The 26,653-nt window shown below is 74.0% G+C and carries 24 protein-coding genes, 1 tRNA gene and 1 other RNA gene; 10 read left to right on the top strand and 16 right to left on the bottom strand.

The genetic code is table 11. From position 1 onward, the window contains the following. Nucleotides 1–61 precede the first annotated feature (61 nt). The 7 genes from AC4BGE_RS06005 to ffs all read right to left on the bottom strand — a co-directional run bounded on the left by AC4BGE_RS06005 (nucleotide 62) and on the right by ffs (nucleotide 6,587). Nucleotides 62–1,099, bottom strand: coding sequence for an aspartate-semialdehyde dehydrogenase (locus AC4BGE_RS06005; protein ID WP_490574670.1), 1,038 nt, complete (start codon nucleotides 1,097–1,099; stop codon nucleotides 62–64). Beyond that, complete coding sequence (locus tag AC4BGE_RS06010; protein WP_490570582.1) at nucleotides 1,096–2,367, bottom strand: aspartate kinase; 1,272 nt, start codon at nucleotides 2,365–2,367, stop codon at nucleotides 1,096–1,098. Before AC4BGE_RS06010 ends, AC4BGE_RS06005 begins: the two co-directional genes overlap by 4 nt. A gap of 64 nt (nucleotides 2,368–2,431) precedes the next feature. Beyond that, entirely contained in the window at nucleotides 2,432–3,055 is a 624-nt protein-coding gene (locus AC4BGE_RS06015) for a DUF5063 domain-containing protein (RefSeq protein WP_490570583.1), read from the bottom strand. Beyond that, nucleotides 3,048–3,647, bottom strand: coding sequence for a recombination mediator RecR (gene recR, locus AC4BGE_RS06020; RefSeq protein ID WP_490570584.1), 600 nt, complete (start codon nucleotides 3,645–3,647; stop codon nucleotides 3,048–3,050). Before recR ends, AC4BGE_RS06015 begins: the two co-directional genes overlap by 8 nt. Before the next feature lie 6 nt (nucleotides 3,648–3,653). Then, the gene (locus tag AC4BGE_RS06025) at nucleotides 3,654–4,013 is read right to left on the bottom strand and encodes a YbaB/EbfC family nucleoid-associated protein (protein ID WP_490570585.1); all 360 of its coding nucleotides are present in this window, start codon (nucleotides 4,011–4,013) and stop codon (nucleotides 3,654–3,656) included. 76 nt (nucleotides 4,014–4,089) lie between these two features. Next, complete coding sequence (locus AC4BGE_RS06030; RefSeq protein WP_490574671.1) at nucleotides 4,090–6,408, bottom strand: DNA polymerase III subunit gamma and tau; 2,319 nt, start codon at nucleotides 6,406–6,408, stop codon at nucleotides 4,090–4,092. Between the two features lie 89 nt (nucleotides 6,409–6,497). Continuing rightward, an RNA gene (gene ffs / locus AC4BGE_RS06035) (signal recognition particle sRNA small type) lies at nucleotides 6,498–6,587 on the bottom strand. A gap of 175 nt (nucleotides 6,588–6,762) precedes the next feature. Here ffs and AC4BGE_RS06040 point away from each other — a divergent pair. The 4 genes from AC4BGE_RS06040 (at nucleotide 6,763) to AC4BGE_RS06055 (ending at nucleotide 9,603) form a co-directional block, all read left to right on the top strand. Beyond that, a tRNA-Ser gene (locus AC4BGE_RS06040) sits at nucleotides 6,763–6,851 on the top strand. Nucleotides 6,852–6,988: 137 nt separating this feature from the next. Then, a complete protein-coding gene (locus tag AC4BGE_RS06045) occupies nucleotides 6,989–7,351 on the top strand; it encodes a GntR family transcriptional regulator (RefSeq protein ID WP_490574672.1) in 363 nt (120 codons plus the stop codon). Then, on the top strand, nucleotides 7,348–8,337 hold the full coding sequence (locus AC4BGE_RS06050) for a DUF1648 domain-containing protein (protein WP_490574673.1): 990 nt from the start codon (nucleotides 7,348–7,350) through the stop codon (nucleotides 8,335–8,337). Before AC4BGE_RS06045 ends, AC4BGE_RS06050 begins: the two co-directional genes overlap by 4 nt. A 9-nt stretch (nucleotides 8,338–8,346) precedes the next feature. Further along, nucleotides 8,347–9,603, top strand: coding sequence for an NYN domain-containing protein (locus tag AC4BGE_RS06055; RefSeq protein WP_490574674.1), 1,257 nt, complete (start codon nucleotides 8,347–8,349; stop codon nucleotides 9,601–9,603). 20 nt (nucleotides 9,604–9,623) lie between these two features. Here the strand turns inward: AC4BGE_RS06055 and AC4BGE_RS06060 are convergent, their stop codons facing one another. The 7 genes from AC4BGE_RS06060 to AC4BGE_RS06090 all read right to left on the bottom strand — a co-directional run bounded on the left by AC4BGE_RS06060 (nucleotide 9,624) and on the right by AC4BGE_RS06090 (nucleotide 16,255). After that, nucleotides 9,624–9,836 (bottom strand): hypothetical protein, encoded by a 213-nt coding sequence (locus AC4BGE_RS06060; protein ID WP_490570590.1) that lies wholly within the window; start codon nucleotides 9,834–9,836, stop codon nucleotides 9,624–9,626. 96 nt (nucleotides 9,837–9,932) lie between these two features. Continuing rightward, nucleotides 9,933–11,162 carry a S8 family serine peptidase gene (locus tag AC4BGE_RS06065; RefSeq protein WP_490570591.1) on the bottom strand — a complete coding sequence of 410 codons (1,230 nt, stop codon included), beginning with the start codon at nucleotides 11,160–11,162 and terminating at the stop codon, nucleotides 9,933–9,935. After that, a complete protein-coding gene (locus tag AC4BGE_RS06070; protein ID WP_490574675.1) occupies nucleotides 11,159–12,574 on the bottom strand; it encodes a type VII secretion protein EccB in 1,416 nt (471 codons plus the stop codon). Before AC4BGE_RS06070 ends, AC4BGE_RS06065 begins: the two co-directional genes overlap by 4 nt. Nucleotides 12,575–12,577: 3 nt before the next feature. Beyond that, complete coding sequence (gene eccD / locus AC4BGE_RS06075) at nucleotides 12,578–13,960, bottom strand: type VII secretion integral membrane protein EccD (protein WP_490574676.1); 1,383 nt, start codon at nucleotides 13,958–13,960, stop codon at nucleotides 12,578–12,580. 159 nt (nucleotides 13,961–14,119) lie between these two features. Next, nucleotides 14,120–14,413: a WXG100 family type VII secretion target gene (locus AC4BGE_RS06080; protein ID WP_490570594.1), complete on the bottom strand. Its 294-nt coding sequence runs from the start codon at nucleotides 14,411–14,413 to the stop codon at nucleotides 14,120–14,122. A 29-nt stretch (nucleotides 14,414–14,442) separates the two neighbouring features. Beyond that, nucleotides 14,443–14,757, bottom strand: coding sequence for a WXG100 family type VII secretion target (locus AC4BGE_RS06085; protein WP_490570595.1), 315 nt, complete (start codon nucleotides 14,755–14,757; stop codon nucleotides 14,443–14,445). 133 nt (nucleotides 14,758–14,890) lie between these two features. After that, complete coding sequence (locus tag AC4BGE_RS06090) at nucleotides 14,891–16,255, bottom strand: hypothetical protein (RefSeq protein ID WP_490574677.1); 1,365 nt, start codon at nucleotides 16,253–16,255, stop codon at nucleotides 14,891–14,893. 129 nt (nucleotides 16,256–16,384) lie between these two features. On the opposite strand from AC4BGE_RS06090, the gene eccCa reads away from it, so the two are divergent. The 6 genes from eccCa to AC4BGE_RS06120 all read left to right on the top strand — a co-directional run bounded on the left by eccCa (nucleotide 16,385) and on the right by AC4BGE_RS06120 (nucleotide 24,234). Further along, on the top strand, nucleotides 16,385–20,380 hold the full coding sequence (gene eccCa, locus AC4BGE_RS06095; RefSeq protein WP_490570597.1) for a type VII secretion protein EccCa: 3,996 nt from the start codon (nucleotides 16,385–16,387) through the stop codon (nucleotides 20,378–20,380). A 91-nt stretch (nucleotides 20,381–20,471) separates the two neighbouring features. Beyond that, nucleotides 20,472–20,777, top strand: coding sequence for a type II toxin-antitoxin system VapB family antitoxin (locus tag AC4BGE_RS06100; protein WP_490570598.1), 306 nt, complete (start codon nucleotides 20,472–20,474; stop codon nucleotides 20,775–20,777). Next, nucleotides 20,777–21,295, top strand: coding sequence for a LytR C-terminal domain-containing protein (locus tag AC4BGE_RS06105; protein ID WP_490575073.1), 519 nt, complete (start codon nucleotides 20,777–20,779; stop codon nucleotides 21,293–21,295). Before AC4BGE_RS06100 ends, AC4BGE_RS06105 begins: the two co-directional genes overlap by 1 nt. 128 nt (nucleotides 21,296–21,423) lie before the next feature. Continuing rightward, entirely contained in the window at nucleotides 21,424–21,855 is a 432-nt protein-coding gene (locus tag AC4BGE_RS06110) for a hypothetical protein (RefSeq protein WP_490570599.1), read from the top strand. Nucleotides 21,856–21,934: 79 nt separating this feature from the next. Then, nucleotides 21,935–22,864, top strand: coding sequence for a hypothetical protein (locus AC4BGE_RS06115; RefSeq protein ID WP_490574678.1), 930 nt, complete (start codon nucleotides 21,935–21,937; stop codon nucleotides 22,862–22,864). After that, nucleotides 22,861–24,234, top strand: coding sequence for a hypothetical protein (locus tag AC4BGE_RS06120; RefSeq protein ID WP_490574679.1), 1,374 nt, complete (start codon nucleotides 22,861–22,863; stop codon nucleotides 24,232–24,234). The genes AC4BGE_RS06115 and AC4BGE_RS06120 overlap by 4 nt, the downstream gene beginning before the upstream one ends. Before the next feature lie 17 nt (nucleotides 24,235–24,251). Here AC4BGE_RS06120 and AC4BGE_RS06125 read toward each other — a convergent pair whose 3' ends face one another. Both AC4BGE_RS06125 and AC4BGE_RS06130 read right to left on the bottom strand, forming a co-directional pair. Next, complete coding sequence (locus AC4BGE_RS06125) at nucleotides 24,252–25,754, bottom strand: VWA domain-containing protein (RefSeq protein WP_490574680.1); 1,503 nt, start codon at nucleotides 25,752–25,754, stop codon at nucleotides 24,252–24,254. A 7-nt stretch (nucleotides 25,755–25,761) separates the two neighbouring features. Further along, nucleotides 25,762–26,634 (bottom strand): AAA family ATPase, encoded by an 873-nt coding sequence (locus AC4BGE_RS06130; protein WP_490574681.1) that lies wholly within the window; start codon nucleotides 26,632–26,634, stop codon nucleotides 25,762–25,764. Nucleotides 26,635–26,653 lie beyond the last annotated feature (19 nt).

The following is a 26,653-nucleotide window of genomic DNA, read 5'->3' on the forward strand; positions in this document are numbered from 1 at the left end:
GCAGAAGCACCGCCCCCGGGACCGGGAACGGTGCTTCGGCTGCCCCCACCGCGGCATGGGCTCAGCGGGCGGCGGCGATGATCTCCGCGAGCTGCACGGTGTTGAGCGCGGCACCCTTGCGCAGGTTGTCGCTGCTGATGAACAGCGCCAGCCCGCGGTTGCCGTCGACGCCCTCGTCCTGCCGGATCCGGCCGACGTACGACGGGTCCTGGCCGGCCGCCTTCCGCGGGGTCGGGATCTCCTCCAGGGCGACGCCAGGGGCGTCGGCGAGAAGCTTGCGCGCGGCGTCGACGGTCAGCTCGGAGGCGAACTCGGCGTTGACCGCCAGCGAGTGGCCGGTGAACACCGGGACCCGCACGCAGATGCCGGAGATCAACAGGTCGGGGAGGCCCAGGATCTTGCGCGACTCGTTGCGCAGCTTCTGCTCCTCGTCGGTCTCGTTGAGGCCGTCGTCGACGATCGAGCCCGCCAGCGGGAGCACGTTGTAGGCGATGGGCTCGGCGTAGGGGCCGGGGTCCCCCGCCGGGACGGCCGCACCGTCGTAGGCCAGGCCGCGCGCGTCCCCGGCGTTCTCCACACCGGTGGCGAGGGTCTCCACGCCCGCGACGCCGGAGCCGGAGACGGCCTGGTAGGTCGAGACCACCAGGCGCTTCAGCCCGGCCGCGTCGTGCAGCACCTTGAGCACCGGCATGGCCGCCATCGTGGTGCAGTTGGGGTTGGCCACGATGCCGCGGCCCGCGGCGATCACCGACTCCATCGCCTCCGGGTTGACCTCGGAGACCACCAGCGGGATCTCCGGGACCTTGCGGAAGGCGGAGGAGTTGTCGATGACGATGACGCCCGCGTCGACGAAGCGCTGCGCCTGGGCACGCGACGTGGTGGCCCCGGCCGAGAAGAGCGCGATGTCGAGCCCGGTGGGGTCGGCGGTGGCCGCGTCCTCGACGACGATCTCCTGGCCGCGGAAGGGCAGTACCTTGCCGGCGGAGCGCGCGGAGGCGAAGAACCGGACCTGGGTGGCGGGGAAGTCGCGCTCCTCGAGGATCTGGCGCATCGCCACCCCCACCTGGCCGGTGGCGCCGACGATGCCGATGCTGGTCATCGGCCGGTCCCGCCGTAGACGACGGCCTCGACCTCGTCGGCGTCCAGGTCGAACGCGGTGTGCGTGGCGCGAACCGCGTCGTCGACGTCGGACTCGGCCACGATCACCGAGATCCGGATCTCGGAGGTGGAGATCATGTCGATGTTGACGCCGGCCCCGGCCAGCGAGCCGAAGAACTTCGAGGTGATGCCCGGGTGGGAGCGCATCCCGGCCCCGATCAGCGAGACCTTGCCGATCCGGTCGTCGTAGAGGAGCTTCTCGTAGCCGACCTCGGCCTGGATCCGGGCGAGTGCGGCCATCGCGGTCTGCCCGTCGGTGCGGGGCAGGGTGAAGGAGATGTCGGTCAGTCCCGTCGCCACGGCGGAGACGTTCTGCACGATCATGTCCAGGTTGGTCTGCGCGTCGGCGAGCGCCTCGAAGATCCGCGCCGCCTCGCCCACCTTGTCGGGCACACCGACGACCGTGATCTTGGCCTCGCTCCGGTCGTGGGCCACTCCGGCGATGATGGGCTGTTCCATGGTGCCTCCCTCACTGGGGTCGTCCACGACCCAGGTGCCTTGCAGATGGCTGAACGACGAGCGGACGTGGATGGGGATGCCGTGCCGGCGGCCGTACTCGACACAGCGCAGGTGCAGGATCTTGGCCCCGCAGGCGGCCAGCTCGAGCATCTCCTCGTAGGAGACCTTGCCGAGCTTGCGGGCGGTCTTGACGATGCGCGGGTCGGCGGTGAAGACGCCGTCCACGTCGGTGTAGATCTCGCAGACGTCGGCGCCCAGCGCGGCGGCCAGCGCCACCGCGGTGGTGTCGGTGCCGCCGCGACCCAGGGTGGTGATCTCCTTGGTGTCCGCGCTGACGCCCTGGAACCCCGCCACGATGACGATGTGTCCCTCGGCGAGGGCCGCGGTGATGCGGCCGGGGGTGACGTCGATGATCTTGGCCTTGCCGTGGACCGCGTCGGTGATCACGCCGGCCTGCGAGCCGGTGAAGGACCGCGCCGTGTAGCCCAGGTCGGAGATCGCCATCGCCACCACGGCCATGGAGATCCGCTCCCCGGCGGTGAGCAGCATGTCCATCTCGCGGGCGGGCGGCAGCGGTGAGACCTCGTGGGCGAGGTCGATCAGCTCGTCGGTCTTGTCGCCCATGGCGGAGACGGCCACGACCACGTCGTGCCCGGCCTTCTTCATCTCGACGATTCGACGCGCGACGCGCTTGACGGCGTCGGCGTCGGAAAGCGAGGAGCCGCCGTACTTCTGCACGACAATGCCCACGCCACACCCCTTGCTCGGTCTCTTCGCACCTGACAGGGCCGGCGGTGCCGGCCAAGGAGCAAGTCTAACTTCCGCTGATCGCGTCGGATTCCAACATCTCATTCGCCGCCGCGACCTGCTCGTCCTCGCCGGAGAACTCGGCGTCGAGACGGTCGTGGTGCACCACCGACCACAGGGCGTTGAGGGCGGTCCCGGCCAGGTTGCCCCAGGAGGAGACGTAGGAGAACTGCCACCACCACAGGGCCTCGATCACGTTGCCGGCCACGTAGTGGCGCAGACCGTTGGCCAGGTCGGTGGCGACGCTGGTGAGGTCGTCGGAGAGCTGGCTGGTCACCACCTCGGGCTGGTAGGGGTCGGTGACGAAGCTGTAGGTGTCGACCGGCCCGAGCGTGCGGGCCAGGCCCAGGCGCAGGGGGTCCACGTCGGGCTCGGGCCCCACGTCGGGCTGGTACTCCGCCCGGGGGTGGAAGTCGACCTGCGCGCCCAGCCGGGCCCCGGCCAGGGAGATCTGCGCGGTCTCGAGCAGCAGCACCGGGATCGCCAGGCCGCCGTCCTCCTCCGCCGCGACCGCCTGGAGGGCGACCAGGAAGGTCTCCACCTGCGCGGCGATCTGTCCGGCGAGCTCCGCCAGGTCGCCCGTCAGGGGCGAGGTCGTGTCGGCCCCGGTCGTTCCGGACGTGTCAGTCATCAGCGGACCGCCTTCCAGCGAAAGCCCTGCCCAGGGTGACCTCGTCGGCGTACTCCAGGTCACCGCCCACTGGCAGTCCACTCGCAAGTCGCGTCACGCGCAACCCCATCGGCCGCAGCATCCGAGTCAGGTAGGTCGCGGTGGCCTCGCCCTCGAGGTTGGGGTCGGTGGCCAGGATCACCTCCTGGACGGTGCCGTCGGCCAGGCGGACCATCAGCTCCCGGATCCGGAGCTGGTCGGGCCCGATCCCGTCGATCGGCGAGATCGCGCCGCCTAGGACGTGGTAGCGACCGCGGAACTCACGGGTCCGCTCGATCGCCACCACATCCTTGTACTCCTCGACGCAGCACAGCACCGAGGGGTCACGACGCGGGTCGCGGCAGATCCGGCACTGGTCGTCCTGGGAGACGTTGAAGCACACGGAGCAGAACTTGACCTTGGCCTTGACCTCGATCAGCACGTCGGCGAGACGGCGGACGTCGGCCGGCTCGGCCTGGAGCAGGTGGAACGCGATCCGCTGCGCGCTCTTGGGACCGACGCCCGGCAGCCGGCCGAGCTCGTCGATGAGGTCCTGGACGACGCCCTCGTACAAAGGGAGTCAGCCCAGTCCGGGGATGCCGCCGCCACCGGCCAGCGGACCGAGCGCCTCGGCGGCGATCGCGTCGGCCTTGGCCTTGGCGTCACGGAACGCCGCGACGATCATGTCGCCGAGGTCCTCGAGCTCGTCGGGCTCGTTGCCGTCGAACTCGCCGGCCCTGATGGCGACGGCGACCAGCTCGCCGGAGCCGCTCAGGGTCACGGTGACGGAGCCGCCGGCGACCGTGCCGTCGACGCGCACCTCCTGGAGCCGCTCCTGGGCGGAGGCGAGCTGCTCCTGCATCTGCTGGGCCTGGGCGAGCAGGGCGTTCATGTCGAAGCCGCCGGCCCCGCCGAGAGCGTCGAAGGGGTTCTGGGTCATCGCGTGGTCCTCGTTCCGGGTGTGGGGTGGGGGTGTGCGGTCGTGGCGGCCGTCGCCCGGCTGGGCGCGGCCGGGGTCATCGGTGCTCGATCTCCTCGATCACCTCGGCCCCCAGGGTGCGGCGCAGCAGCTCGGCGCTGTCCATGCCCTGGGAGTCGGCATCGGGGTCGTCCGGGTGGGCGGCCGCGTCGGCCAGGGCCCGCTGGTCGGTGTCGGGCGCGGTGCGCCCGCCCGTGCGGGTCTGCTGGATCGCGCCGCGGGCGGCGGCCAGGCCCTGGGGGTCCGCCCCGCCCGCCTGGGGGGCACCGGCCGCGCCGTCGCTCCCCGGCTCCTGCGCCGGCTGCGCCGGCTGCTGGGGCTGACCGGGCTGCTGGGGCGGCTGCTGGGGCGCGGGGGGCTCGGCGGGGCGGCTCTCGACCGCGGGCTGGCGCACCTGGTGGGAGGCGGCGATGGACCCGGGCGGCTGGACCCCCGCGTCGACCACGCACTCGATCCGCCACTCGACGCCGACCGCGTCGATCGCCGCCTGTCGCAGGATCTCGTCGTTGCCGCCCGAGACGAACGAGTCGCGCGCGCCGGGGTTGTTGAAGCCCACGGTGAGGGTGCGGTCGTCGACCCCGTTGACCTGGGCGTTCTGGGTGAGCAGGATCCAGGCCAGCCGCCGACGGCCCTTGACCGCCTCCACCACGTCCGGCCACAGCCGACGGACGTCGACCAGCGAGAGCCCGCCGGACGGGGCCCCGGGTGGAGCGGTGGGCGCGTCACTGGGCTGCGCGGGCGCTGCGGCAGGGGGCTCCGGGGCGGCACCGGGAGCAGCAGCACTCGGGGCCCCGGCGCCAGCGAGACCGGCGGGGCCGCCGGGGCGGGCCGGCTGCTCCCAGCCAGTCGGCTCGGCGGGCGCCGCGGTGGGGGGCGCCTCAGCCGTGGCCGGCCCGGCGGCGGGGACTGCGGCGGGGGCCGGCGCGGGGGCCGGCGCGGCGGCAGGGGCGGCGGCAGGGGCAGGGGCGGCGGCAGGGGCGGGGGTGGAGACAGGCGCCGGGGGCGCGGGCCGGTCGGCGGCGGCCGGGCGAGGGGCAGGCCGGTCGGACTCGACGGGCTGGTCGGGCCGGGCGGACTGTGCGAACTGGGCGGGGGCGGCCGGCCGCGGGTCGGGCTGGGCGGGCGCGGTGCGCTCGGGCGGGAGCACCGGCTGCGCGGAGAGCGCCGCGGCCGGGGTGCCGGGGCCGACGATGGCGAAGCGCTTCTCCAGCCTGTCGAGGCGGGCCTGGACGCCCTCGGTGGCGTGGTCGGCACCCGGGAGCAGCACCCGGGCGCAGATGAGCTCGAGGAGCAGGCGCGGGGAGATGGCGCCCTTCATGTCCATCAGCCCGGTGGCGACCAGGTCGGCGGCGCGCGCGAGGTCGGTGGAGCCGAAGCGGGCGGCCTGGGCCACCAGCCGCTCGCCCTGGTCCTGGGAGACGTCGATCAGCCCTGTCACGGGCGCGTCGGGCACCGCCGCGACGATCACCAGGTCGCGCAGGCGACGCAGCAGGTCCTCAGCGAACCGGCGCGGGTCCTGGCCGGACTCGATGACCTTGTCGACCACCCCGAAGACCGCGGCCCCGTCGGCGGCGGCGAAGGCGTCGACCACCTCGTCGAGCAGGGTGTCGGGGGTGAAGCCGAGGAGGTTGACCGCGAGCTGGTGGGTGACGCCCTCGGGCCCGGAGCCCCCGATGAGCTGGTCGAGCACCGAGAGGGTGTCGCGGGCCGAGCCGGCCCCGGCCCGGACCACCAGCGGCACGGCGGCCGGCTCGATCGCCACCCCCTCCCGCGCGCACAGCTCGACGACGTAGTCGTTGAGCATCCGCGGCGGGATCAGCCGGAACGGGTAGTGGTGGGTGCGGGAGCGGATGGTCGCGATGACCTTCTCCGGCTCGGTGGTGGCGAAGATGAAGCGCAGGTGGGGCGGGGGCTCCTCGACCAGCTTGAGCAGGGCGTTGAAGCCCTGGTTGGAGACCATGTGGGCCTCGTCGATGATGTAGATCTTGTAGCGGTCGCGCACCGGCGCGAAGAAGGCCTTCTCGCGCAGGTCGCGGGCGTCGTCGACGCCGCCGTGGGAGGCCGCGTCGATCTCGATCACGTCGATCGAGCCGCTCCCCCCGGTGGCCAGCTCGCGGCAGCTGTCGCAGCTGCCGCACGGCTCGGCCACCGGCGCCGCGGCGCAGTTGAGGGTGCGCGCCAGGATCCGGGCCGACGTCGTCTTGCCGCACCCGCGCGGGCCGGAGAACAGGTAGGCGTGGTTCACCCGGTCGGCGGCGAGCGCGTTGCGCAGCGGCTCGGTGACGTGGTCCTGCCCGATGACCTGGGAGAACGTCTCCGGCCGGTAGCGGCGGTAGAGCGCGAGGGGGGAGTCCACGCCTGAACCCTAACCACCAGACCCGACAGGGACCACCGCGGAGGGGAGTCCGCCCGACGCGCTTCCCGGCGGGACCGACCGGGGGACGAAAAGGCCCCCCGTGCACCCGACAGAGCTCATCTGCCCTTGCTGCCTTCCGGCCCTGGGGGATTCGACGAGATGCCGCCGCACGGGGGGTTGGCGCAAAGTCTAGGTGAGGGGCCCTCACGCCGCCAACGTGGGCCGCTGCCGTCCGCGGACCGGGCGGCAGCGGGGCGGCACCGGACCCACGCCGGGCCGGCGGCGGGGCGCCCTGGTCGCCGGAGGCGGGAGGCGATTTCCCGCGACCGGCCGGGTGCAGGTAGCCTCCTCGGCGGAGGATTCGCCTAGTGGCCTATGGCGCTCGCTTGGAAAGCGGGTTGGGTTAACAGCCCTCAGGGGTTCGAATCCCCTATCCTCCGCCAGCGGCAGCACGTCTGCCCCAGGACGCCGGGACGGTTCACCGTCCCGGCGTTCGTCATTTCTCCCCGTCGCGGCCCGACGCGGAGCACGGCGACTCCGCCGGACGCCTCAGACGCATTGTTCTAGTACGATGCAAACTATGTTGATCCGTCTGGACCCCGGCAGCCCCGCCGGCCTCGCTGAGCAGATCGCCGGGCAGGTGCGCGGCGCGATCGCCTCCGGCACCCTGGCCCCGGGTGAGCGACTGCCCCCGGCCCGGGAGCTCGCGGCGGGCCTCGACGTCAACATGCACACGGTGCTGCGCGCCTACACCACCTTGCGCGACGAAGGGCTGGTCGACATCCGCCGGGGTCGGGGCGTGCACGTGCGGGCGGACGCCGACAGCGCCGTCAGCGCCGGCGCCCGGCTGCAGCAGCAGATCCACGAGCTCCTGCGCAGCGCGGCGCTGCTGGGCCTGACCCGGGACCAGCTCCTCGACGAGATCCGAAAGGCCCAGCCATGAGCCACCCCCCGACCCCCGCACCGACCGTCCCGACCGCGCCCCGGACCAGGGCCTGGGCGGCGGGCGCCCTCCTGCTGGCCGCGCCGCTCCTGGTGGTGCTGCTCCGGGCCGGGTACGCCGACTCCCTGCCGGACCCGCTCCCCCGGCACTGGAACGCGGCAGGCGAGGTGGACGGCACCACCTCGGTGCAGGCCATGACGCTGCTCTGCGGGATCGCCGCGGCCGCGGCCGCCGCGGTGGGGGCGGCCGCGCTGGGCATGCGCGCCCACCTGACGGTCGCCGCCGAGGTGGTCCTCGGCGCCGGCTGGGTGGGGTGGCTGGCGGCGAGCGTCTACCTCACGGTGGTCGTCAACGCCGCGGGCGCCGCCTCGGCCGACGACGTGCGACTGTCCTACCTGTGGCTCGCGGTGGTCGTGCTGCTGCCGGCCGCGGTCGCCTGGGCCCTGTGGCGGCTGGTCCGCGGCTCCGGTGCCCGGCGACCGGTGCGGCCCACCCCCACCTCGAGCCTGACCATCTCCGAGCAGGAGCGGGTGGTGTGGGTCGGCCGCGCCTCATCCCGGGTGCTGCTGGCGATGTCGGTGGGCCTGGTGCTGGCCGGCGCGGTCCTCGCCTTCCGGGTGGCGCAGGCGTCGCTGACCCTGGTCGGAGTCGGCGTGCTGCTGGGCCTGATGCACCGGCTGACCGTCCGGGTCGACCGCGAGGCGGTCACCGTGCGGTGGGGCCCGCTCCCGTTCCTGAGGCACCGCCACCCGCTGACGAGCATCGCCGGAGCCAGCGCCGAGCACGTGGAGCCCATGCGGTGGGGCGGCTGGGGCTACCGGATCAGCGCCCGCGGCCGGGCGGCCGTCGTCCGCCGCGGGCCGGGCCTGGTGCTGGCGCTGCGCGACGGGTCCGAGTTCGCGGTGACCGTCGACCGGGCAGACGAGGCGGCCGAGCTGGTCAACGCGCTGCTGGCCACCGGCCGGGCCGGGGCCGGGCAGCACTAGGCTCAGGGTATGGCTCGCTCAGACTCCCCCAAGCTCGCGGTGCTCATCGACGCCGACAACACCACGCCGACGATCGTCGAGTCGCTGCTCGTCGAGATCGCGAAGTACGGGACCGCCACGGTGCGCCGCGCGTACGGCGACTGGACGACGCCGCGCCTGGCCGGGTGGAAGGACGCCAACAACTCCCACGCGATCCAGCCGATGCAGCAGTTCAGCTACACCACCGGCAAGAACGCCACCGACAGCGCGCTGATCATCGACGCGATGGACCTGCTCTACACCGGCAACCTGGACGGCTTCTGCCTGGTCTCCTCCGACTCCGACTTCACCAAGCTCGCCTCCCGGCTGCGCGAGTCCGGGATGACCGTCTACGGCTTCGGCGAGAAGAAGACCCCCAAGCCCCTGGTCGCCGCCTGCGACAAGTTCGTCTACCTCGACGTTCTGCGCGCCTCGGACCGCAGCACCGACTCCGACAGCGACACCGCCGACCACGACGAGACCGGCCGGAACCCGGAGGCCGGCGCCTCGCGCGGCGGCAACCAGCGACGCCGGAGCACCAGCCAGGAGCTGCACAGCGACGCCCAGCTGGTGCGGTGGCTGCGCGACGCCATCTCTGCCAGCTCCGACGACGACGGGTGGGCCAACCTGGGCAGCGTCGGCTCCCACGTGGCCAAGCAGGCCCCCGACTTCGACTCCCGCAACTGGGGCTACGCCAAGCTGGTCGACCTGGTCACCGAGATCGGCCTCTTCGACGTCGAGCGCCCGCCCGGTCAGCAGGTGCGGATCCGGGAGAAGTCCCACCCGGGTGCCGCCAGGACCGAGACCCCCAAGACCGCCAAGGCCGCCCCCGCCCGGGCCAGGAAGGCCGCCCCCGCCAAGGGCGACCAGACCGAGCCCGCCGAGGCCGAGCCCACCACCGAGCCCACCACCGGCGGGACCGGCACGGCCGAGGCCGCCACCACCGAGCCGGCCAAGCCGGCCCGCCGGGCGCGGACCACCAAGGCCTCCACCAAGGCCGCCAGGGAGGACAAGGGGGTCGAAGGGGCCGGGAGCACCGAGCCGGCCCCGAGCACCACCACCCGGACCACCACCCGGCGGACCAGGTCGGCCGCCTCGAAGACCGCCTCGAAGACCGCTGAGACGGCACCCGAGAAGGCACCCGAGCAGGCCCCGGAGCCGCCGTCCGCTCCCGCGGAGCCGCCCGCCCCGGTGGTCACCAAGACCACCCGGAGCGCCCGCAAGCGCGTCGTCGGCCCCTCAGCCTGATCCGGGCCGGGCGGCGACGCTCAGCGCGACGGCTGGGGGACGTCCACGTCCTGGCACTTGATCTTGGGGTTCACCCCGACGTAGTTGAGCGGGCCGGCGACGATGGTCAGCGCCGTGTCGCTGAGCGACTTGCAGCTCACGTCCCGGTCGTCGCCGAAGTAGCCGCGCTGCCAGGCAGCCGCGACACCGATGATTAACCAGATGACCAGGATCAATGAGATGAGGTTGCGCACGCCTGTCTCCTCGCTCGTGTGGACCGTGCGCCCGCCGTACCCCTACTCGCCGGTTTCGAATCTCTGTCCGGAACCGGGCGTCCGCCCCGAAGACGGTCAGTCGCGCCGGCGCAGCAGGGGCCGCATCACGAAGGCGAGAGCCACCAACGCCCCGGAGAGCAGGCCGAACCACAGCAGCATCGTCCGCGACGGCCCGAAGACGTCGACGCGCTCCGGCGGCGGCGGCGCCTGCGCGTCGCTGCGCACCACGGTCTCGGTACGCCGGAGCTCGCCGTTGCGGCGCGGCGACAGCTCGTGGGTCAGCGCGTCGGCGGCCTGCACCACCCCCGCACCGGTCCACGGGTCGCGGTTGAGCTCCGACCCCTCGGCGGTCCGGGTGAGCCGGGCGACGATCTGCCGCCGGTTCTCCTTCGGGTAGGCCGAGCGGAGCAGGGCGACCACGCCGCTCACGGAGGCGGCCGCCCAGGAGGTGGCGATCTCGTCGGTCGGCACCTGGCACCGCTGCCCGTTGAGGTTGTAGGCGAGCCCGCCGCCGCCCGGCGCGGCCACCACCGTCTCGGCGTTGGGCAGCACGTAGCCGCGCACGTCGATCAGGGGGGACACGCCCACGGCCCCGACCGCGACGACGCCCTCGTAGTCGGCGGGGAAGACCTCCGCGTCGCCACGCGGCGGGTCCGACCGGTCCGGGTCGACGTTGCCGGACGCGGCCACCACCACGATGTCGAGGTCGAGGAGGCCCCGCACCGCCTCGGCCAGGCCGGGATCGCTGGCCGGCAGCGTCAGCGAGATGTTGACGACGTCGATCGGGTCGGTGGCGTGCACCTGCGCAAGCCTGCGCAGCGCGCTCTCCACCGCGTTGGAGTTGAGCCCGCGCTGGCCCTGCTGGGGGTCCGGGGAGTCCTTGTCCAGCACCCGCACGGAGATCAGCCGGGCCTCGGGGGCCACACCGTCGGGGCCGGCGATCAGCCCAGCCACGATGTTGCCGTGGCCCGAGGCGAGCGGCCCGCCGAAGCCGATCGACTCCTGGCGCACCTGCTTGCCGCCCAGGTATCCCACCCCGCTGTCCACCACGGCGACGGTGCTGCCCGCGCCGCGAGTCACGCGGTGGGCCCGGGGGACGTTCATCCGCTCCAGCGGGAGGTTGCGCACACCGTCGCCGACGTCCTTGGTCCGCTCGGTGTCGGGGAGGATGTCGCGGCTGCACGCGTCCTCCCCGGCGGCCCGGGCGGGCGGGGTGGTCGGCCCGGCCACCAGCACCGGCACCGCCAGCGACAGGCCGGCCACCGCGGCCGCACCGCGCCACCGGCGGGCGACCCCAGGGGTCACGACGGGGCCTCGGCGTTCTCCGGCGCGTCCTCGGGGAGCCTGCGGGCGGCGTTCACGGAGAGCGGCACGCCGTCGGCGAAGAAGCTGAGCCAGGCGTCCGGGACCACCGGCGGCTCCACCTCGCCGTAGCCGATGTAGTCGGGGACCATCGGCCCGAGCAACGCATACCTGGCGCCCTTGGCATCGACGACGTACGGCGTGCCGCCGTCGCGGGAGGTGCTGCCGCCGGCCAGCACGTAGGCGCCGCCGGACGGCTCGACGGACACCTCGTGGGCGCCGGGCGGCACCCGGTTGTCCAGCACCGACGTCGAGGAGTCCGGCTCGGTGGCGACCAGCGTCCGGCTCCGGCCGTCGACGACCTCCTGCACCGCGCACATCTCGGCGCCCACCACCGCGGTCGGCTGCTCCTGCGGCCACTCCTCGGGGTGGCCCGCCGCCTCGGTGGGGGCCCGCAGCCGGGTCGAGAGCTGGACCGGGTCGCCGACGAGCGCGGCATAGACCGCGGCCGCGAAGGGCCGGACGATCTGCGGCCCGGTGTCACCGAGCAGGTAGTGGTTCTCGCCCTCCTCGAGCAGCGTGCCGATCGGGTAGGCGCTCAGGTCGGTGGTGCCCTCCTCCCCCTGGGAGGCGTAGTCGACGGGCTGGCCGGCCCGGGTCACCCCGAAGGCGCGCTCGGAGAGCGCCGGCCCGAGCGGGAAGAGGTTGAGCCAGGCGTCGTCGACCTCGGGCGCCTGGGAGCTGGCGCCGAAGCCCAGGGAGTCGAGCAGGGTCGACTGGGCGGTGTCCCCACCGGGCAGCTGGAACCGGTAGGCCGGGCCCTGCGGGCTGGTGGCCAGCAGCCACAACGACCCGCTGCGGGAGCGGACGACGAAGGCGGGCGTCCCGTCGGTGCGGGCCCCGGGGGCGTCGTCGACGTGCACCCGGATCCCCTGACCCTGCGCGGTGCAGGCGGTCCAGCCGCTGTTCATCAGCTCCTCGGGGCCGGGCAGCCCCGCCGGCGCCCCCTCGATGCCGAGGTCGCCGCCCAGCGTGACGGTGCGGATGTGATCGTCCTTGACCGTGTAGACGTCGGGCTCGGCCGCGCCGAGCAGCAGCTGCCCGGAGAGGAAGTTGGGCACCCGCTGGATCAGCGGCTCGTCACCGCCGCGCAGCACGACGTACTGCTCGCCGGTGTCCTTGGAGATGACGAAGCTCCCCTCGGCCTTCCAGCTCGAGTCGGGACGCCCCCCGAGGTAGCCCGCCACCCCGGCGCCGGCGCAGAGCAGGACCGCCAGGGCGATCCCGCCCACCAGGCTGCGTCCGGGCTTGGTCGGCTCCACCTCGCGGCCACCGGGGGCGCCGCTCAGGAAGGCGGTCACCAGTCGCCGGCGGCTGAACTGGTAGGCCTCGACGAGCTCCTTCTTGGTCGCCACGGCTCAGCCCTTGATCCGCTCGAAGAGGCCCACGGCCAGCACGGTCAGCGGCAGCAGGGAGAGCAGCGCCATCGACTCGACGACGTCGCCGACCCGGCCCCGGCGCACCGACGGCGAGGGCGGCGCGAGCGTCAGCACCAGGAGCACCGCGCCCACCACGGCCAGCGCGACCGCCGAGCCCGCTCGCCACTCCGGGTGCAGGAAGAGCACCGAGACCGCGACCGCGACGAGTCCGCAGATGCCCGAGACCAGGCCGGCCAGCACCTCCGAACGGGTGCGGTACTGCCGCGTCCGGAGCATCACCGCCAGGCAGCACATGACCACCAGCAGCGTGCCGGTGACGCCACGGTCGACGGCGAACGGGGCGATCAGCGTGATCAGGACACCGACCGTGGCGGCTACCGCGAGCAGGATCTCGTGGGCCATCCGGGCGTCGGCCGCGACCCGCTCGGGGTGGATCTCGTCGGGGTCCTTGGTGACGTCGGCGAGGGTGACGACCTGCTCGACCTTGGTGGAGGTGAGCCCCAGGGCGAGCCACGGGAAGACGTTGCCGAGCAGGACGACGATCGTCAGCACCACCGTCAGCACCACCGAGGGCGCCCCGCCGACCACCTGGACCACGGCGGCGACCGCGGTCATCACCGCCCCGACGACCCCCACCGGGAGGACCAGCGCCCGGCCCTCGTCGACGCCGACCAGCGCCACGATCCCGACCAGCAGCACCCCCGCCCCCGCGCAGAGCAGCGGGGTGGCGAAGTCCTCGCTCGGCAGCGGCCACTGCCAGCCGCCCAGCTCGCCGGGGGCGAGCACCAGTCCGGCCACGGCGGCGTAGACACCGCTCAGCAGCGCCACCGACACCGCGGCCTGCGGCTCGTCCTGGGCGCGGGCCAGCACCACCGCGCCGGCGACGAGGAGGCCGGAGATGACCGCGGCGGCGATGCCGCCCAGCAGGCTCTCGCCCTGGATCAGCAGCCCGAACGCCCCCAGGCCGAGCAGCAGGCTGGCCGCCCACAGGGCGGTGCGCCGGCCGGTCTCCGGCTCCCAGGGGTCGAGCTCGTGCTCCACGACGTCGGCCATCGCCTCGACGACGTCGTCGTAGACCTGCGGGGGCTTCTCGCGGTAGCCGGCGGTGACGGCGAGCACGCCGCCGTCCTCGACGCCCTGGAGGGTCAGGCCGACCTCGTTGCTCAGCTGCCGCCCGTCCTGGGTGACCAGCTGGTAGCCGCCGTAGACGGTGGAGGCGTCGAGGAGGCCGACGCTGCGGGCCAGCTCCGGGACCAGCTCGGCCACCGGGACCGCGGAGGGCAGCACCAGGTCGACGCGACGGGACCCGGACGTCACCGTCACCCGCACCAGCCCCGAGGTGCTCGCGGCAGTCTGGCTCATCTCGTCATCCCCCTCGTCGGTCCCGGTCGGCGTCCCGGGGCCGCCGACCGCGCACGACCGGTCCCCCCTGGCGCAGGGCCCACCCTAAGGGTGCTCGGGCCCCTACAGACACGAAGGAGGCCGACCGTCCGGATGGACGGCCGACCTCCTGCGGTGCGATCAGCTGAAGCGGCTCGCGCCCCGCGAGTCGGCAGCCTTGTACTCCTCGTTGGAGGAGTTGACGGCGATGCCGACCTGGTCGAGCAGGACGACCATCTCGTTGATGGCGGTGTCCCAGGTCTGCTTGGCCTGGCGGTAGCTCTCCCGGGCCGAACCGGTCCAGTCGGAGGCGAGGGGCTTGAGCTGGTTCTCCAGCTCGTCGAGGCGGCCCTCGATCTTCTTGGCCGCCGCCTTCAGGTCCATGGAGGCCTGGTCGAGCGCGCCGTGGTCAACGCGGATTCCGTCGAAGGACATGGTCATTCTCCTAGTGGTCAGGGCCGGCGTCAGCCGAGGCGGTTCATGAGGTTGGCGGAGGCGTCGGCGCGGGCCTGGTCGGTGGCGACGTTGTCCTTCTCGGTCTGGCGCAGGGACTCGGAGAACTGGTCGAGCGCGCCGACGATCTTGCGCTGCTTCTCCTGCCAGGCGTTGTGCAGCTGACGGAACGCCACGGCGCCCTGCCCGCCCCACTTGGCGCCGATCGCGTCGATCTGGCCGCTCAGCGAGTTGCAGCGCTGGGTGACGTCGTTGCGGGCGGTGTCAACCGCGTCGGCCGCCTTGCTGAGGGCCTTTTCGGCCGCTGTGAGACCTGCTTCAGACATGTTGTTCCTTCCCCCTCAGCGGCCCTGTGCCGCAAGAGTCTGTTGGAGTCCTCGACGGACTGGTGTTCCCGGAAGAGACGTCCCGACCCCTCCGGACAGGCTGCATCTACCCCCGCACGACCTGGGTAAACACTCAGGAGTTCATTTCCCAGAAGAATCTGAACAGGCCCGAGGCCGCCACCGCGGCTGCGATCCCGAAGGAGCCGCACAGGGTCTCGGCGACCTCGGCGCGCCGCGCCCACCACACCGACCGCCAGCCTCGCCCGGTGGCGATGGCCGAGGCCAGCGCGACCAGACCCAGCCCGACGGCCGCCACCAGCAGGGCGACCCGCCACGACGGGCCCGCCACGGTGAGCACCTCGACGACGAAGAGCAGCCAGCACCACAGGCCGCCGACGCGCAGCAGCGTGCGAGCCGTGCCGTGCCGGTAGCTGCGCGCGGCGAGCAGGACCGCGCCGCCGGCGAAGAAGAGCAGGCACCGCGCGCCGATGCGGTCCAGGTCGATGGTGGCGACCTCCATCAGCTGCGGAGCCGCGACCAGCAGCACCACCACGATGGCCGCCGCCGAGGCGGTGACCGTCCGGCTGCCGCGGACGACGAGGTCGCGCACCGCCGCCTCGGGCACGACCATCCGCCCGCGGCGCCCGCGGCTCTGCTCCCGGGCCGACCAGGCGGTGACCGCGAGCTTCTCCAGGTCCAGGAGCGCCTCGTCGGGCACGTCGACCGCCATCGACGGGGCGGTCCGGGCGGCGAGCATGGCCAGCAGCACCAGCACCGACCAGGCCACCGTCGCCTCCAGCTCGAGCAGCGGCACCGTCGCGCAGACGCCGGCCACCACCGCCCCGGCGATCATCCAGACGACGAGCTCCTCGTCCTCCTCCTCGCCCATCGCCCGGGCCAGGGCGGCCAGGGCGGCCGCGGCCAGCGCGCAGGAGGCCACCACGGCCGGGGCCTGGTAGAGCCCCTCGGCGGCCATCACGGCGTACGTCGCCCCCACCCCGAACGCCGGTGCCGCGACGTTGCGGTGGCGGGCGTGGCGCCCGACCGGCAGCGCGGCGACCAGCCCGCTGGCCAGCAGCACCGCGGCCACGGCCCAGCGCAGGTCGTCACGGTCGGCGTAGGAGGCGAACCAGCCGGCCAGCACCGCGCAGAGCGCGGCGGCCGTGGTCACCGCGGCGGCCAGCGGGCCCGAGCCGCCGCCGGTCTCCCGGGCGGTCTCCGCCGCCCGCGCCCGGCCGCGGTGGAAGCCGGTGACGGCCACCAGCACGTCGCCCGACTCCAGGCCCATCTGGAGCAGCGGCCGGTCGGCGACCACCAGCTCACCCAGGGGCGTCTGGATGAGGGGGATCGAGGCCAGCCCCGACTCCGTGGCGTAGGCGCGGGCCACGTCGTGCGCGGTCGCTGCGGCGGGGACCACGAGGTCCAGGACGCCCAGGGGACCGTGGATGCTGAGCGCCACCGTCGCCGCCCGGCCCGGCCCGGCCTTGGTCTCCGACACCTCTCCCCCGTCCCTGGTCCGCCCCACGCGGCGTCCGCCCCGCTCGCCGACCTCCCGCAGGGTAGCCGCTAGGTCTGTCGTTCGGCCTATCATCTTCCGCGACCAGCCAGTGGTCACGGAGGGGGACGTGTGAGCACCGCACTGCGCAACGGGCACCGGCTCGAGGAGCCCGAGATGCCCACCGGCCAGATCGTCCTGCAGCCACCCCCGGCGATCCAGGAGCACGAGGGCGCCTCCGGCGTCCTGATGAACGCCATCCCGATGCTCGGCAGCCTCGGCTCGATCGTGCTGGTGGCCACCATGGGCGGCGGCGGCGCGGGCCGGGGGCGCAGCTTCCTGGCCGCCGGCATGTTCCTCTTCGCCACGCTGGGCTTCATCGTCGTCCAGATCGACCGCCAGCGGAAGCAGCGGGCCCAGCAGGTCACCGGCTCGCGCACCGAGTACCTGCGCTACCTCTCCGGGGTGCGCAAGGTCGCCCGCGACGCCGCGGCCCAGCAGCGGATGGCGCTGACCTGGCGCCACCCCGACCCCAGCGCCCTGCCGTCGCTGGCCGAGGAGCGCTCCCGGATCTGGGAGCACGGCCCGGGCGACCCGCACTACCTCCACGTGCGCTACGGCCTGTGCTCGCAACCGCTCTCGCTCGAGCTGATCCCGCCCGAGAGCGCCCCCATCGACCAGGTCGACCCCGCGGCGGCCTCCGCGCTCCACCGGCTCCTGGTGGTCCACCGCACCCAGCCCAACCTGCCGGCCTCCCTGGACCTGCGCGCCTTCGACCGGATCGAGGTGTGCGGCCCGGAGGAGGAGGCCCGCTCGCTGGCCCGGGCCCTGGTCTGCTCCGCCACGGCGTTCCACAACCCCGAGCAGCTGATCGTGGCCGTGCTCACCTCCGACATGAACCTCGCCCACTGGGACTGGGTCAAGTGGCTGCCGCACGCCCAGAGCGCGCAGGAGTCCGACGCCGTGGGGCCGATGCGGATGGTCAGCACCTCCCTCGACGACCTCGGCGCCCTGCTCCCGCCGGACCTCAGCGAGCGCCCGCGGTTCGGCGCCGACGAACGGCCCGCCACCCCCCACATCCTGCTGGTCATCGACGGCGGCCACCTCCCGCCCGGCAACCACGTCGTGCCGCCCGACGGCCTGCACGGTGTCACCCTGCTCGACCTGCCCGCCCGCTGGGACGAGCTCGAGGACGCCGACCGGCTCCGGCTCGAGCTCACCGGCGCCCCCCAGCAGCAGGGCAAGTGCCCGGTCCTGGCGGTGCGGCTGCGGGCCGAGCCGGTCAAGGCGCTCGTCGACCAGTGCGACCTGGCCACCGCGGAGGCCTTCGCCCGCCGGCTCGCCCCGCTCCACGTGGTCTCCGCCGGCAGCGGCGAGACCAGCGCCGACATCACCGGCCCGGCGGATTTCATGGAGCTCCTCGGCATGGGCGACGTGCACACCTTCGACCCGACGTCGGCGTGGCGCCCCCGCCCGGCGCGCGACCGGCTGCGGGTGCCGATCGGCCTCGGCGACGGCGGCTCCCTGATCCACATGGACATCAAGGAGTCGGCCCAGCAGGGCATGGGCCCGCACGGCCTGGTGATCGGCGCGACCGGCTCCGGCAAGTCGGAGTTCCTGCGCACGCTGGTCCTCGGCCTGGCGATGACCCACCCGCCGGAGCAGCTCAACATGGTGCTGGTCGACTTCAAGGGCGGTGCCACCTTCGCGGGCATGTCCCAGATGCCCCACGTCTCCGCGGTGATCACCAACCTCTCCGAGGAGCTGACGCTCGTCGACCGCATGCAGGACGCACTCTCCGGTGAAATGGTGCGCCGCCAGGAGCTGCTGCGGGCCGCCGGCAACTACGCCTCCATCCGCGACTACGAGAAGGCACGCGCGGCCGGCGAGGACCTCGCCCCGCTGCCCTCGCTCTTCATCTGCGTCGACGAGTTCTCCGAGATGCTCACCGCCAAGCCCGAGTTCATCGACCTCTTCGTCGCGATCGGCCGTCTGGGCCGCTCCATGGGCATCCACCTGCTGCTGGCCTCCCAGCGGCTGGAGGAGGGCCGTCTGCGCGGCCTGGAGTCCCACCTCTCCTACCGGGTCGGCCTGCGGACCTTCTCGGCCGGCGAGTCCCGCACCGTGCTGGGCGTCCCGGACGCCTACGAGCTCCCCGCCGTCCCCGGCCTGGGCTACCTCAAGCCCGACCAGTCGACCCTGCTGCGCTTCAAGGCCGCCTACGTCTCCGGCCCCCCGCCGAACCGGAGCCGGGTGATCCGCGACGAGGGCGGCCTGGTGCGCGGCATCCTGCCCTTCTCCGTCGCCGAGGTGCAGACCCTCGAGCCCGAGCCGGAGGTCGAGGAGGACCGGGCCCCCGCCGCCAAGCAGCAGGGCGAGGCCCCGTCGGTGCTCGACATCGCCGTCTCCCGGATGGTCGGCCACGGCATGGCGGCCCACCAGGTGTGGCTGCCGCCGCTGGACGTGCCGGACACGCTCGACGAGCTGATGCCCGACCTGGTCGAGGACCCCCAGCTGGGCCTCGTCTCGCCGCACTGGCGCTCGGCCAAGGGCCTGGTCATCCCGCTCGGCACCGTCGACCGCCCCCGCGAGCAGCGCCGCGACACCCTGACCCTCGACCTGACCGGCGCCGCCGGCCACGTCGCCGTGGTCGGTGGCCCGCGGACCGGCAAGAGCACGCTGCTGCGCTCGATCGTGACCAGCCTGGCGCTGACCACGACGCCCCTGGAGTCCCAGTTCTTCGTGATGGACTTCGGCGGCGGCACCTTCGCGCCGCTCGTCCGCCTGCCCCACGTCTCGGGCGTCGGCAGCCGGGCCGAGCCCGACGTCGTGCGCCGGATCATGGCCGAGGTGACCGGCATCGTGGACCGCCGCGAGGCCTACTTCCGCGAGCACGGCATCGACTCGATCGAGACCTACCGCAGCCGACGCGCCCAGGGCACCGCCGACGACGGGTACGGCGACGTCTACCTGGTCATCGACGGCTGGGGCACGCTGCGCGCCGAGTTCGACGACCTCGAGCTGGAGATCCAGCAGCTCGCCGGCCGCGGCCTGACCTTCGGGATGCACCTGGTCACCTCGTCGAGCCGGTGGGCCGACTTCCGCGCCGCGATGCGCGACATCCTCGGCTCCCGCCTCGAGCTGCGCCTCGGCGACCCGCTCGACTCCGAGATCGACCGCAAGGTCGCCGCCCTCGTCCCGGCCGGCCGGCCGGGGCGCGGGCTCGTCCCGGGCAAGCTGCACTTCCTCTCCGCGCTCCCCCGCATCGACGGTCGCCCCGACCCCGACAACCTCGGCGAGGGCGTCGACCACCTCGTCGAGCGCTGCATCGCCGCCTGGCGCGGACCGACCGGGCCCAAGCTGCGCCTGCTGCCGGAGCTCATCACCCTGGAGACGATCCGCGACGACGCCAAGCGTCGCGACCAGCTGGGTCGCGACCTGATCCTGGGCATCAACGAGAAGGAGCTCGCCCCCGCCACCCTCGACCCCGACGCCGAGCCGCACCTGCTCGTCTTCGGCGACGGGCAGTCCGGCAAGAGCGCCCTGCTGCGCAACTACGTGCACGAGATCATGCGCACCCGGACGCCCAAGGAGGCGCAGATCGTGGTGGTCGACTTCCGCCGCGCGCTGCTGGGCGAGGTCCCCGACGAGTACCTGCTCAACTACCTGACCAGCGCCACCCAGGCGGCTCCGGTGCTCCAGGACCTCGCGGCCTACCTGCAGAACCGGCTGCCCGGCCCCGACGTGACGCCCGAGCAGCTGCGCACCCGCACCTGGTGGACCGGCGCGGAGGTCTACGTGGTGATCGACGACTACGACCTGGTCGCGACGTCGCAGAACTCGCCGGCCCAGGTGCTTCAGCCGCTGATGGCCCAGGCCCGCGACACCGGCCTGCACGTCGTCCTGGCGCGCCGGGCCGGGGGCGCCTCGCGCGCCCTCTACGACCCGATCATCCAGTCGATGCGCGACCTGGCGATGCCGGGCATCATGCTCTCGGGCCCGCGCGACGAGGGCGTCCTGGTGGGCAACGTGCGTCCGGAGCAGGCCGACCCCGGCCGGGCCCGCCTGGTCACCCGCGACCGCGGCACCGAGGTGGTCCAGCTGGCCTGGACCGAGCCGACGATGTGAGCGGCTCCCGTCGACCCGGATGCGCCGGGCCGAGCCCGGGGGTGCGTCTCGTTCCGGTCGGCGGCGCGTGGGACCTCGATATAGTCACGGCGTGATCTTCAAGCGCGTGGGCGACGAGCGGCCCTACCCCGAGCACGGGCTCTCGTCCCGTGACTGGGCCGCGATCCCGCCGCGCCAGGTCCGGCTCGACCAGCTGGTGACCACCAAGGACACCCTGCACCTGGTCGCCCTCCTCGACGAGGACTCCACCTTCTACGGCGACCTCTTCGCCCACGTGGTCAGCTGGCGGGGCGACCTCTACCTCGAGGACGGCCTGCACCGCGCCCTGCGCGCCGCCCTGCAGCAGCGCGCCGTGCTCCACGCGCGGGTCCACGACCTGGTCGGGGCGTCGGCGTGATGCCGCCTCGCCTGCGCTCCGCACTCACCCTGGTCTCGCTGCTGGTGCTGGTGCTCGTCGCCGCCGGGTGGGGCATGTTCGCCCTGACCCGGCCGCTGCCGCAGAGCGCGGAGGTGCCGGTGTGCACCGAGACCCGGGTGGCGGCCGGCGAGGAGCTGCGGCCCGACCAGGTGGTGGTGAGCGTCTTCAACGCCAGCCGGCGCAACGGGCTCGCCTCCAAGACGCTCGGTCAGCTGGTGACCCGCGGGTTCGTGCCCGCCTCGACCGGCAACGCCCCCCAGGGCACCAAGGTCGACGGGGTGCAGATCTGGGCCAACGACCCCAAGAACCCCGCCGTCGAGCTGGTCCTCAAGCAGTTCCGCAACCCCATGATCAGGGGCGGCGACCCCCTGGGTCCGGGGGTGGTCGTCGTCGTGGGCGACGGCTTCGCCAGCCTGCGGCCGCAGAAGCAGGCTCCCAAGACGGTGACGGCTCAGGCCAACGGAGTCGTCTGCATGCCGGCTGCGGCCCTGCCATGATGTGCCCACGATGACGCGTCCGGCAGGGCGCTGACGCGCGGGGCCGGCCTCCGGAGTGGAGGCTGCGCGGCGGGTTTGCGCCCGCACGGCTGGGGTAAGCATCCGGGAAGCACGGAAAGGGGTCTCCGATGTACGGCGAGACGGCTGCGATGCGCCGGCGCGTGGGCCAGCTGCGTGAGCAGGCCCTCGAGATCCGGCGGATGGCCGACCGGCTCGTCGCCCAGGCCGAGGCCGTGCCGTGGCACGGCCGGGCCGCCGAGTCGATGCGCCTGCGGATCAAGGAGCGCGCCGCGCACCTGCGCGAGGCCGCGGGCCTGCACGAGACCGCCGCCGACACCCTGGGCCGCCACGTCCACGAGGTCGATCACCGCCAGGACGCGATCGCGGTGACCGAGCGCAAGGTGGCCTCCCTGATCGCCGACGCCCGGGCCCGGGTGGAGGCCGGCGAGGCGACCGCCCCGGGGGCGGAGCCGGCCCCCGAGGACGCGCTGCTCCTCGCCTTCGTGCCGCCGCCGCCGGGTCACCGCGACTGGCTCGACGTCGAGCTGCCCGGGCTCTAGACGTGATGAACCGACGAGGAGAGGCACCGACCGTGGACCGTCCCGAAGTGGGCAGGGCACTGGCTGGAGGGCAGCCGTCATGGTGACCGTCGACCTGACGGCGCCGCCGCCGCCGCCGACCGAGCGGGTCCTGGAGGGGCTGCCGCGCCGGCTCGCCGTCACGCTCCCCGAGCTCCGCTTCCTCGCTGCGGCCGCCGGTGGCGCCCCCCTGCCCTTCGACGAGCCGCGGACCACGAGGCCCAACGCCCTGGACGCGCGGCTGGGCGCCAGCGCCTCCTCCGCGGAGGACACCGCCTACGCCACCGCGCTCGCCTCGCTGCACGACCCGGCGGAGAGCCTGGCCCGGCGCGGGCTCAACGGCCCGGCCGGGGTCGAGCCCGGCCTGGTCGGCGCGGTCGGTCTCCTCGCCACGCCCGAGCTGGCGCTCGAGATCGACATCGCGGCCGCGGGCAACCACGTGAAGTCCTGGCACCGGGAGGCCGGCGGGGCGGTCGCCACCCTGGCCACCGTCGACGGCGTCGTCTTCGAGCTGGCCTGGTTCGGCGCCGACCAGTGGGCCTCCGAGCTGGCCCGGGTGGCGGTGCCCCCCGAGGACGTGCCCCTGGGCGGGTCCGCGGTGCCGGGCGTCTTCAGCGCGCCCTACTCGCTGGCCGACGCGGTCGGGGAGGCCCTCAGGGCCGGCCGCCACGACCTGGTCCCGGTGCTGGTGGGCCAGCGGCCGGGCTCGGTGCACGACGCGGACGGGGCCCCGATGGACGACGCGCACGCGGGCCGGGCGATGGCCGCGCTGCACCAGGAGGCCCAGGGCCGGCTGCGGGTGCTGGCCGCGCGGGTCGACGACACCGAGACCACCTCCGTCGGGGTGGTCTCCTGGACCCTGCTGGCCGACGGCTGGCACGCGCTGCTGCCGCACCACGAGGACGAGGACCCGCGCCTGGAGGTCCGCCGGGTGGAGCCGGCGGAGCTCGCGGTCACGCTGGCCCCGGTGCTCGCCGAGGTGAGCGCATGAACGAGATGCGCGGGCAGATCCCGCACGTGGAGCGCACCGCGCCCCCGGCGCCGAGCGAGCACGGCAACGACGCGGCCGTCAACGCCGACAAGTACCACCAGATGCTGGCCCTGGCCGACTTCTTCGACTCCTCCGGCGACGAGATGCGGAGCCGGGCGCGGCTGGGCGCGGCCGTCCTGTCCGACGAGGACGTCGCCTCCTCCGCCCCGCTCTCGCCCGCCACGTTCGCCGAGGCGGAGGAGGACATCCGAGCCGCCACCACCGGCAAGCACGGCCTGCTGACCCGCTCGGTCGAGCTGGACGCCGACGCGCTGGTGGTGCGCGCCACCGTCCTGACCTACCGCTGGATCGACGAGCTGCAGCAGGCGGCCTACCAGACCCTGGGGTCGATCGCGGGGCGCGCCATCGGCTACCTGGCGCCCGAGGTCGCGCTCGGCGGCGCGATCGTCTCGGCCGGCCTGATCGAGACCGACCACCTCGACCGCGAGGGACTGGCCGCCTACCTGAGCCAGCTGGCCGAGAGCAACCCCGAGCTGATGGACCACGTCCAGGGCGGCGGCGGCCTGCTCGACGGGCTCCAGATGCGCGCGATGCTGACCGCCGGCGTCCTGGCCGGCGACCAGGCCGCGCTGGCGGCCCGCGGCGGCCTCCGGGCCATCGGGGTGCAGCCCTTCGTCACCGACTCGGCCGCGGCGCTGCGCGACTCCATCGGCGCGTTCGTGACCGAGGCGGGCGAGGGCGAGGCCCTGCCCACGGGCGAGGACGGCGGCAACCTGGGCGGCCCCCGCCCCGACGGCCTGGCCGCGCTGATGCGGGAGCTGATGGCGGCCGACGCCGGGGTGGTGGTCCGCGCCGTGGGCGAGGACCGCTTCATCGCCTACCTCCCCGGACCGCGGGGCGGGGCGACCCCCGGGCCCGGCGTCCGCCTGGTCAGCACCGACCACTCGATGTATGCCCGTCAGGTGGTCAAGGCCGTCGAGCGGGCGGTCGCCCACGCCGAGGACGCGCGTGTCCTGCTGGTCGGCACCGGCCAGGGCGGCGCCACCGCGGCGGAGATCGCCGCGGCCGGCCGCTCGCGGAAGTTCACCGTCGACCAGGTCGTCACCGTCCGGTCGCCCGCGGCCCAGGTGCCGGTGGTCCCCCAGACCTGCCGGGTGCTCTCCCTGGAGGACCGGTCCAACCCCGTCGCGCTGCTCGGCACGCTGGTCAACCAGGGCGTGCCCAACCGGGTGACCGTGATCCTGGACGCCACGGCCGCCGAGGGCGAGCACGAGGTGGTGGCCGCCGGCCGGATCGCCGACGAGTCCGGTCACCCGGACGTCGTCGCCGAGGTGGCCCGGATGCGCGACCTGGGGTTCCTGGCGGGCTGACGCCGGCCGCGGCCCGGTCAGACCAGGTCGTGGACGAACTGCTCCAGCTGGACCAGGTTGCGGCACTCCACCATCGGGACCAGGGCGCCGTAGACCGGCGCCGCCGAGTCGCCGGCGCCCCACTGGCGCGGGTGCTCGGGGTTGAGCCACCACGACGCCCGGCAAGAAGCGACCAGCCCCGCCAGCACGTCCTCCCCGAGGTCGCGGTAGTTGGAGCGGGCGTCGCCCAGGACCAGGAGCGAGACCTTGGGCCCCAGCGCGTCGGCGTGCTCCTCGGCGAAGCGGGTGAAGGCACGGCCGTAGTCGGTCCGGCCGAACCGGCTGGCGTGCACGGCCCGTGCCGCCACCTGCGCCATCACCTCGCCGGGGTCGCCCCCGGGCGTGAAGGCGTCGGTGATCTCGTGCACGTCGTCGACGAAGGTGAAGGCCCGCACCTTGGTGAACTGCTCGCGCAGCGCGAAGACCAGCATCAGGGTGAAGGCGGCAAAGTTGGCCACCGAGCCGCTGACGTCGCAGAGCACCACCAGCTCGGTGCGGTGCGGCCGCTTCGGTCGGTGGTGGGTGGTCAGGGGCACCCCGCCGGTGGAGATCGAGGCCCGGACGGTGCGCCGGAAGTCCAGCGGGCCGCGGCGGCGGGCGTGCTGCTCCTTGGTCAGCCGGCTGGCGAGACGCCGGGAGAGCGGGTAGAGCCGTCGGCGCATCTCCTCCAGGTCGGCCTTGCGCGCGGAGGTGAAGTCGAGCCGGTCGATGGTCGGCCGGACGGTGATCCGGGCGACCTCCCCGGGGTCGCGCTCGGCGGCGATGCGGCGTACGGCGTCGGCCTCGACCAGGCGGGTGAACAGGCCGACCCGGCGGGCCGCCCGACGCTCCGCCTCCTCCTCGGTGAGCCCGTCGGCCAGCAGGCTCGCGACCAGCCGGTCGACGAGGTCCTGCGGCGCCACCCGGCGCAGCGTGTTGTAGGCCGACCAGCCGGAGCGGCCGGGCGCCCGCCCGGGCATCTGCCCGAACCGGCCCACCGCCTCGGTGGCGAGCTCCTGGAGCGACCGGGCTCCCTCCCCCTGTCCGCCGCCCTGTCCGCCGCCCTGTCCGCCGCCCTGGCCACCGCCCTGTCCGTCGCCCTGTCCGTCGCCCTCACCGTCGCCGCCCTCGCTGGTTCCGTCATCCGCCCGGTCGGCGCGCCGGTCGGCGAGCGCCTCCGCCAGCCGCTCGCGGAACCCCGCCAGCACCGGCGCCGAGTCGCGGATGCCGTGCTCGTCGGCCAGGTCGGGGGTGGCCACGCCCTCCCCCAGCAGCCGGGGGAAGTAGAGGTCGAAGATCGCCTCGAAGGCCGGCCGCTGGGTCTGCCGCTTGACCAGCGTCGCGGCGTACCCCTCGCGGACCGCCTCGCGGTCGTCCCAGCCGAGCGCGGAGACGGCCGCCACCGCGTCGAGCCCCTCGGCGAGCGAGACCGGCATCCCCGCCGCCCGCAGCGCCTCGAGGAAGGCGCCGTGCCGGTGCAGCAGCCCGGACTCCTCGCTCACCGGCAGGTCACCTGCGCAGCTTGAGCTCGCGGACCGCGCGGTCGTGGTCGGAGGCGTGCTTGAGGACCACCCCGAGGGTGGCGTCGACGGCCGCCTCGTCGAGGTCGCCGATCTCCAGGGCGACCAGGGTGCGCGCCCAGTCGACCGACTCCGCGATCGAGGGGGCCTTCTTCAGGTCCAGGTCGCGGAGCCGCACGACGGTCTCCACCAGCTGCCGGGCGATCCGCTCCTCCAGCTCGGGGACCTGGCTGCGGACGATCTCCAGCTCGCGCTCGAGGTCGGGATAGTCCAGGTGGAGGTAGAGGCAGCGGCGCTTGACCGCCTCCGAGAGCTCGCGGGTGGCGTTGGAGGTCAGCACGACGAAAGGGCGGCGCACCGCCGAGACGGTGCCCAGCTCGGGGATGGTGACCTGGAAGTCGGAGAGGATCTCCAGCAGCAGCCCCTCGACCTCGACGTCGGTCTTGTCCACCTCGTCGATGAGCAGCACCGTCGGCTCGGAGCGCCGGATCGCGGTGAGCAGGGGGCGGGTGAGCAGGAACTCGTCGGTGAAGATGTCGTCGTGGGTCTGCTCCCAGGCCTGGGTGGCGGAGTCGGTGGCCTGGATCCGGAGCAGCTGCTTCTTGTAGTTCCACTCGTACAGCGCGCGCGCCTCGTCGAGGCCCTCGTAGCACTGGAGCCGGACCAGCTCGGCACCGCAGGCCCGGGCGACCGCCTTGGCCAGCTCGGTCTTCCCCACCCCGGCGGGGCCTTCGACCAGCAGGGGCTTCTCCAGGGCGCCGGTCAGGAAGGCGGTCGTCGCGGTCGGGGTGCCGGCCAGGTAGCCCACCTCGCCCAGGCGTCGGACCGCGTCTGCCGGGGAGGCGAACCAGCTGGTCTGCATGGGTCGACTCTAGGCTGGT

Source organism: Nocardioides sp. Z50_6, assembly GCF_058215755.1.

What these genes read in the sequence shown, in the direction of transcription:
- AC4BGE_RS06080 (WP_490570594.1), bottom strand. Translation starts at nt 14,413, where the DNA reads ATGTCCTTCGACGGAATCCGCGTTGACCACGGCGCGCTCGACCAGGCC.
- AC4BGE_RS06110 (WP_490570599.1), top strand. Translation starts at nt 21,424, where the DNA reads ATGTACGGCGAGACGGCTGCGATGCGCCGGCGCGTGGGCCAGCTGCGT.
- eccD (WP_490574676.1), bottom strand. Translation starts at nt 13,960, where the DNA reads ATGAGCCAGACTGCCGCGAGCACCTCGGGGCTGGTGCGGGTGACGGTG.
- AC4BGE_RS06105 (WP_490575073.1), top strand. Translation starts at nt 20,777, where the DNA reads ATGCCGCCTCGCCTGCGCTCCGCACTCACCCTGGTCTCGCTGCTGGTG.
- AC4BGE_RS06015 (WP_490570583.1), bottom strand. Translation starts at nt 3,055, where the DNA reads ATGACTGACACGTCCGGAACGACCGGGGCCGACACGACCTCGCCCCTG.
- AC4BGE_RS06045 (WP_490574672.1), top strand. Translation starts at nt 6,989, where the DNA reads ATGTTGATCCGTCTGGACCCCGGCAGCCCCGCCGGCCTCGCTGAGCAG.
- AC4BGE_RS06120 (WP_490574679.1), top strand. Translation starts at nt 22,861, where the DNA reads ATGAACGAGATGCGCGGGCAGATCCCGCACGTGGAGCGCACCGCGCCC.
- AC4BGE_RS06025 (WP_490570585.1), bottom strand. Translation starts at nt 4,013, where the DNA reads ATGACCCAGAACCCCTTCGACGCTCTCGGCGGGGCCGGCGGCTTCGAC.
- AC4BGE_RS06050 (WP_490574673.1), top strand. Translation starts at nt 7,348, where the DNA reads ATGAGCCACCCCCCGACCCCCGCACCGACCGTCCCGACCGCGCCCCGG.
- AC4BGE_RS06085 (WP_490570595.1), bottom strand. Translation starts at nt 14,757, where the DNA reads ATGTCTGAAGCAGGTCTCACAGCGGCCGAAAAGGCCCTCAGCAAGGCG.
- AC4BGE_RS06005 (WP_490574670.1), bottom strand. Translation starts at nt 1,099, where the DNA reads ATGACCAGCATCGGCATCGTCGGCGCCACCGGCCAGGTGGGGGTGGCG.
- AC4BGE_RS06115 (WP_490574678.1), top strand. Translation starts at nt 21,935, where the DNA reads ATGGTGACCGTCGACCTGACGGCGCCGCCGCCGCCGCCGACCGAGCGG.
- AC4BGE_RS06055 (WP_490574674.1), top strand. Translation starts at nt 8,347, where the DNA reads ATGGCTCGCTCAGACTCCCCCAAGCTCGCGGTGCTCATCGACGCCGAC.
- AC4BGE_RS06130 (WP_490574681.1), bottom strand. Translation starts at nt 26,634, where the DNA reads ATGCAGACCAGCTGGTTCGCCTCCCCGGCAGACGCGGTCCGACGCCTG.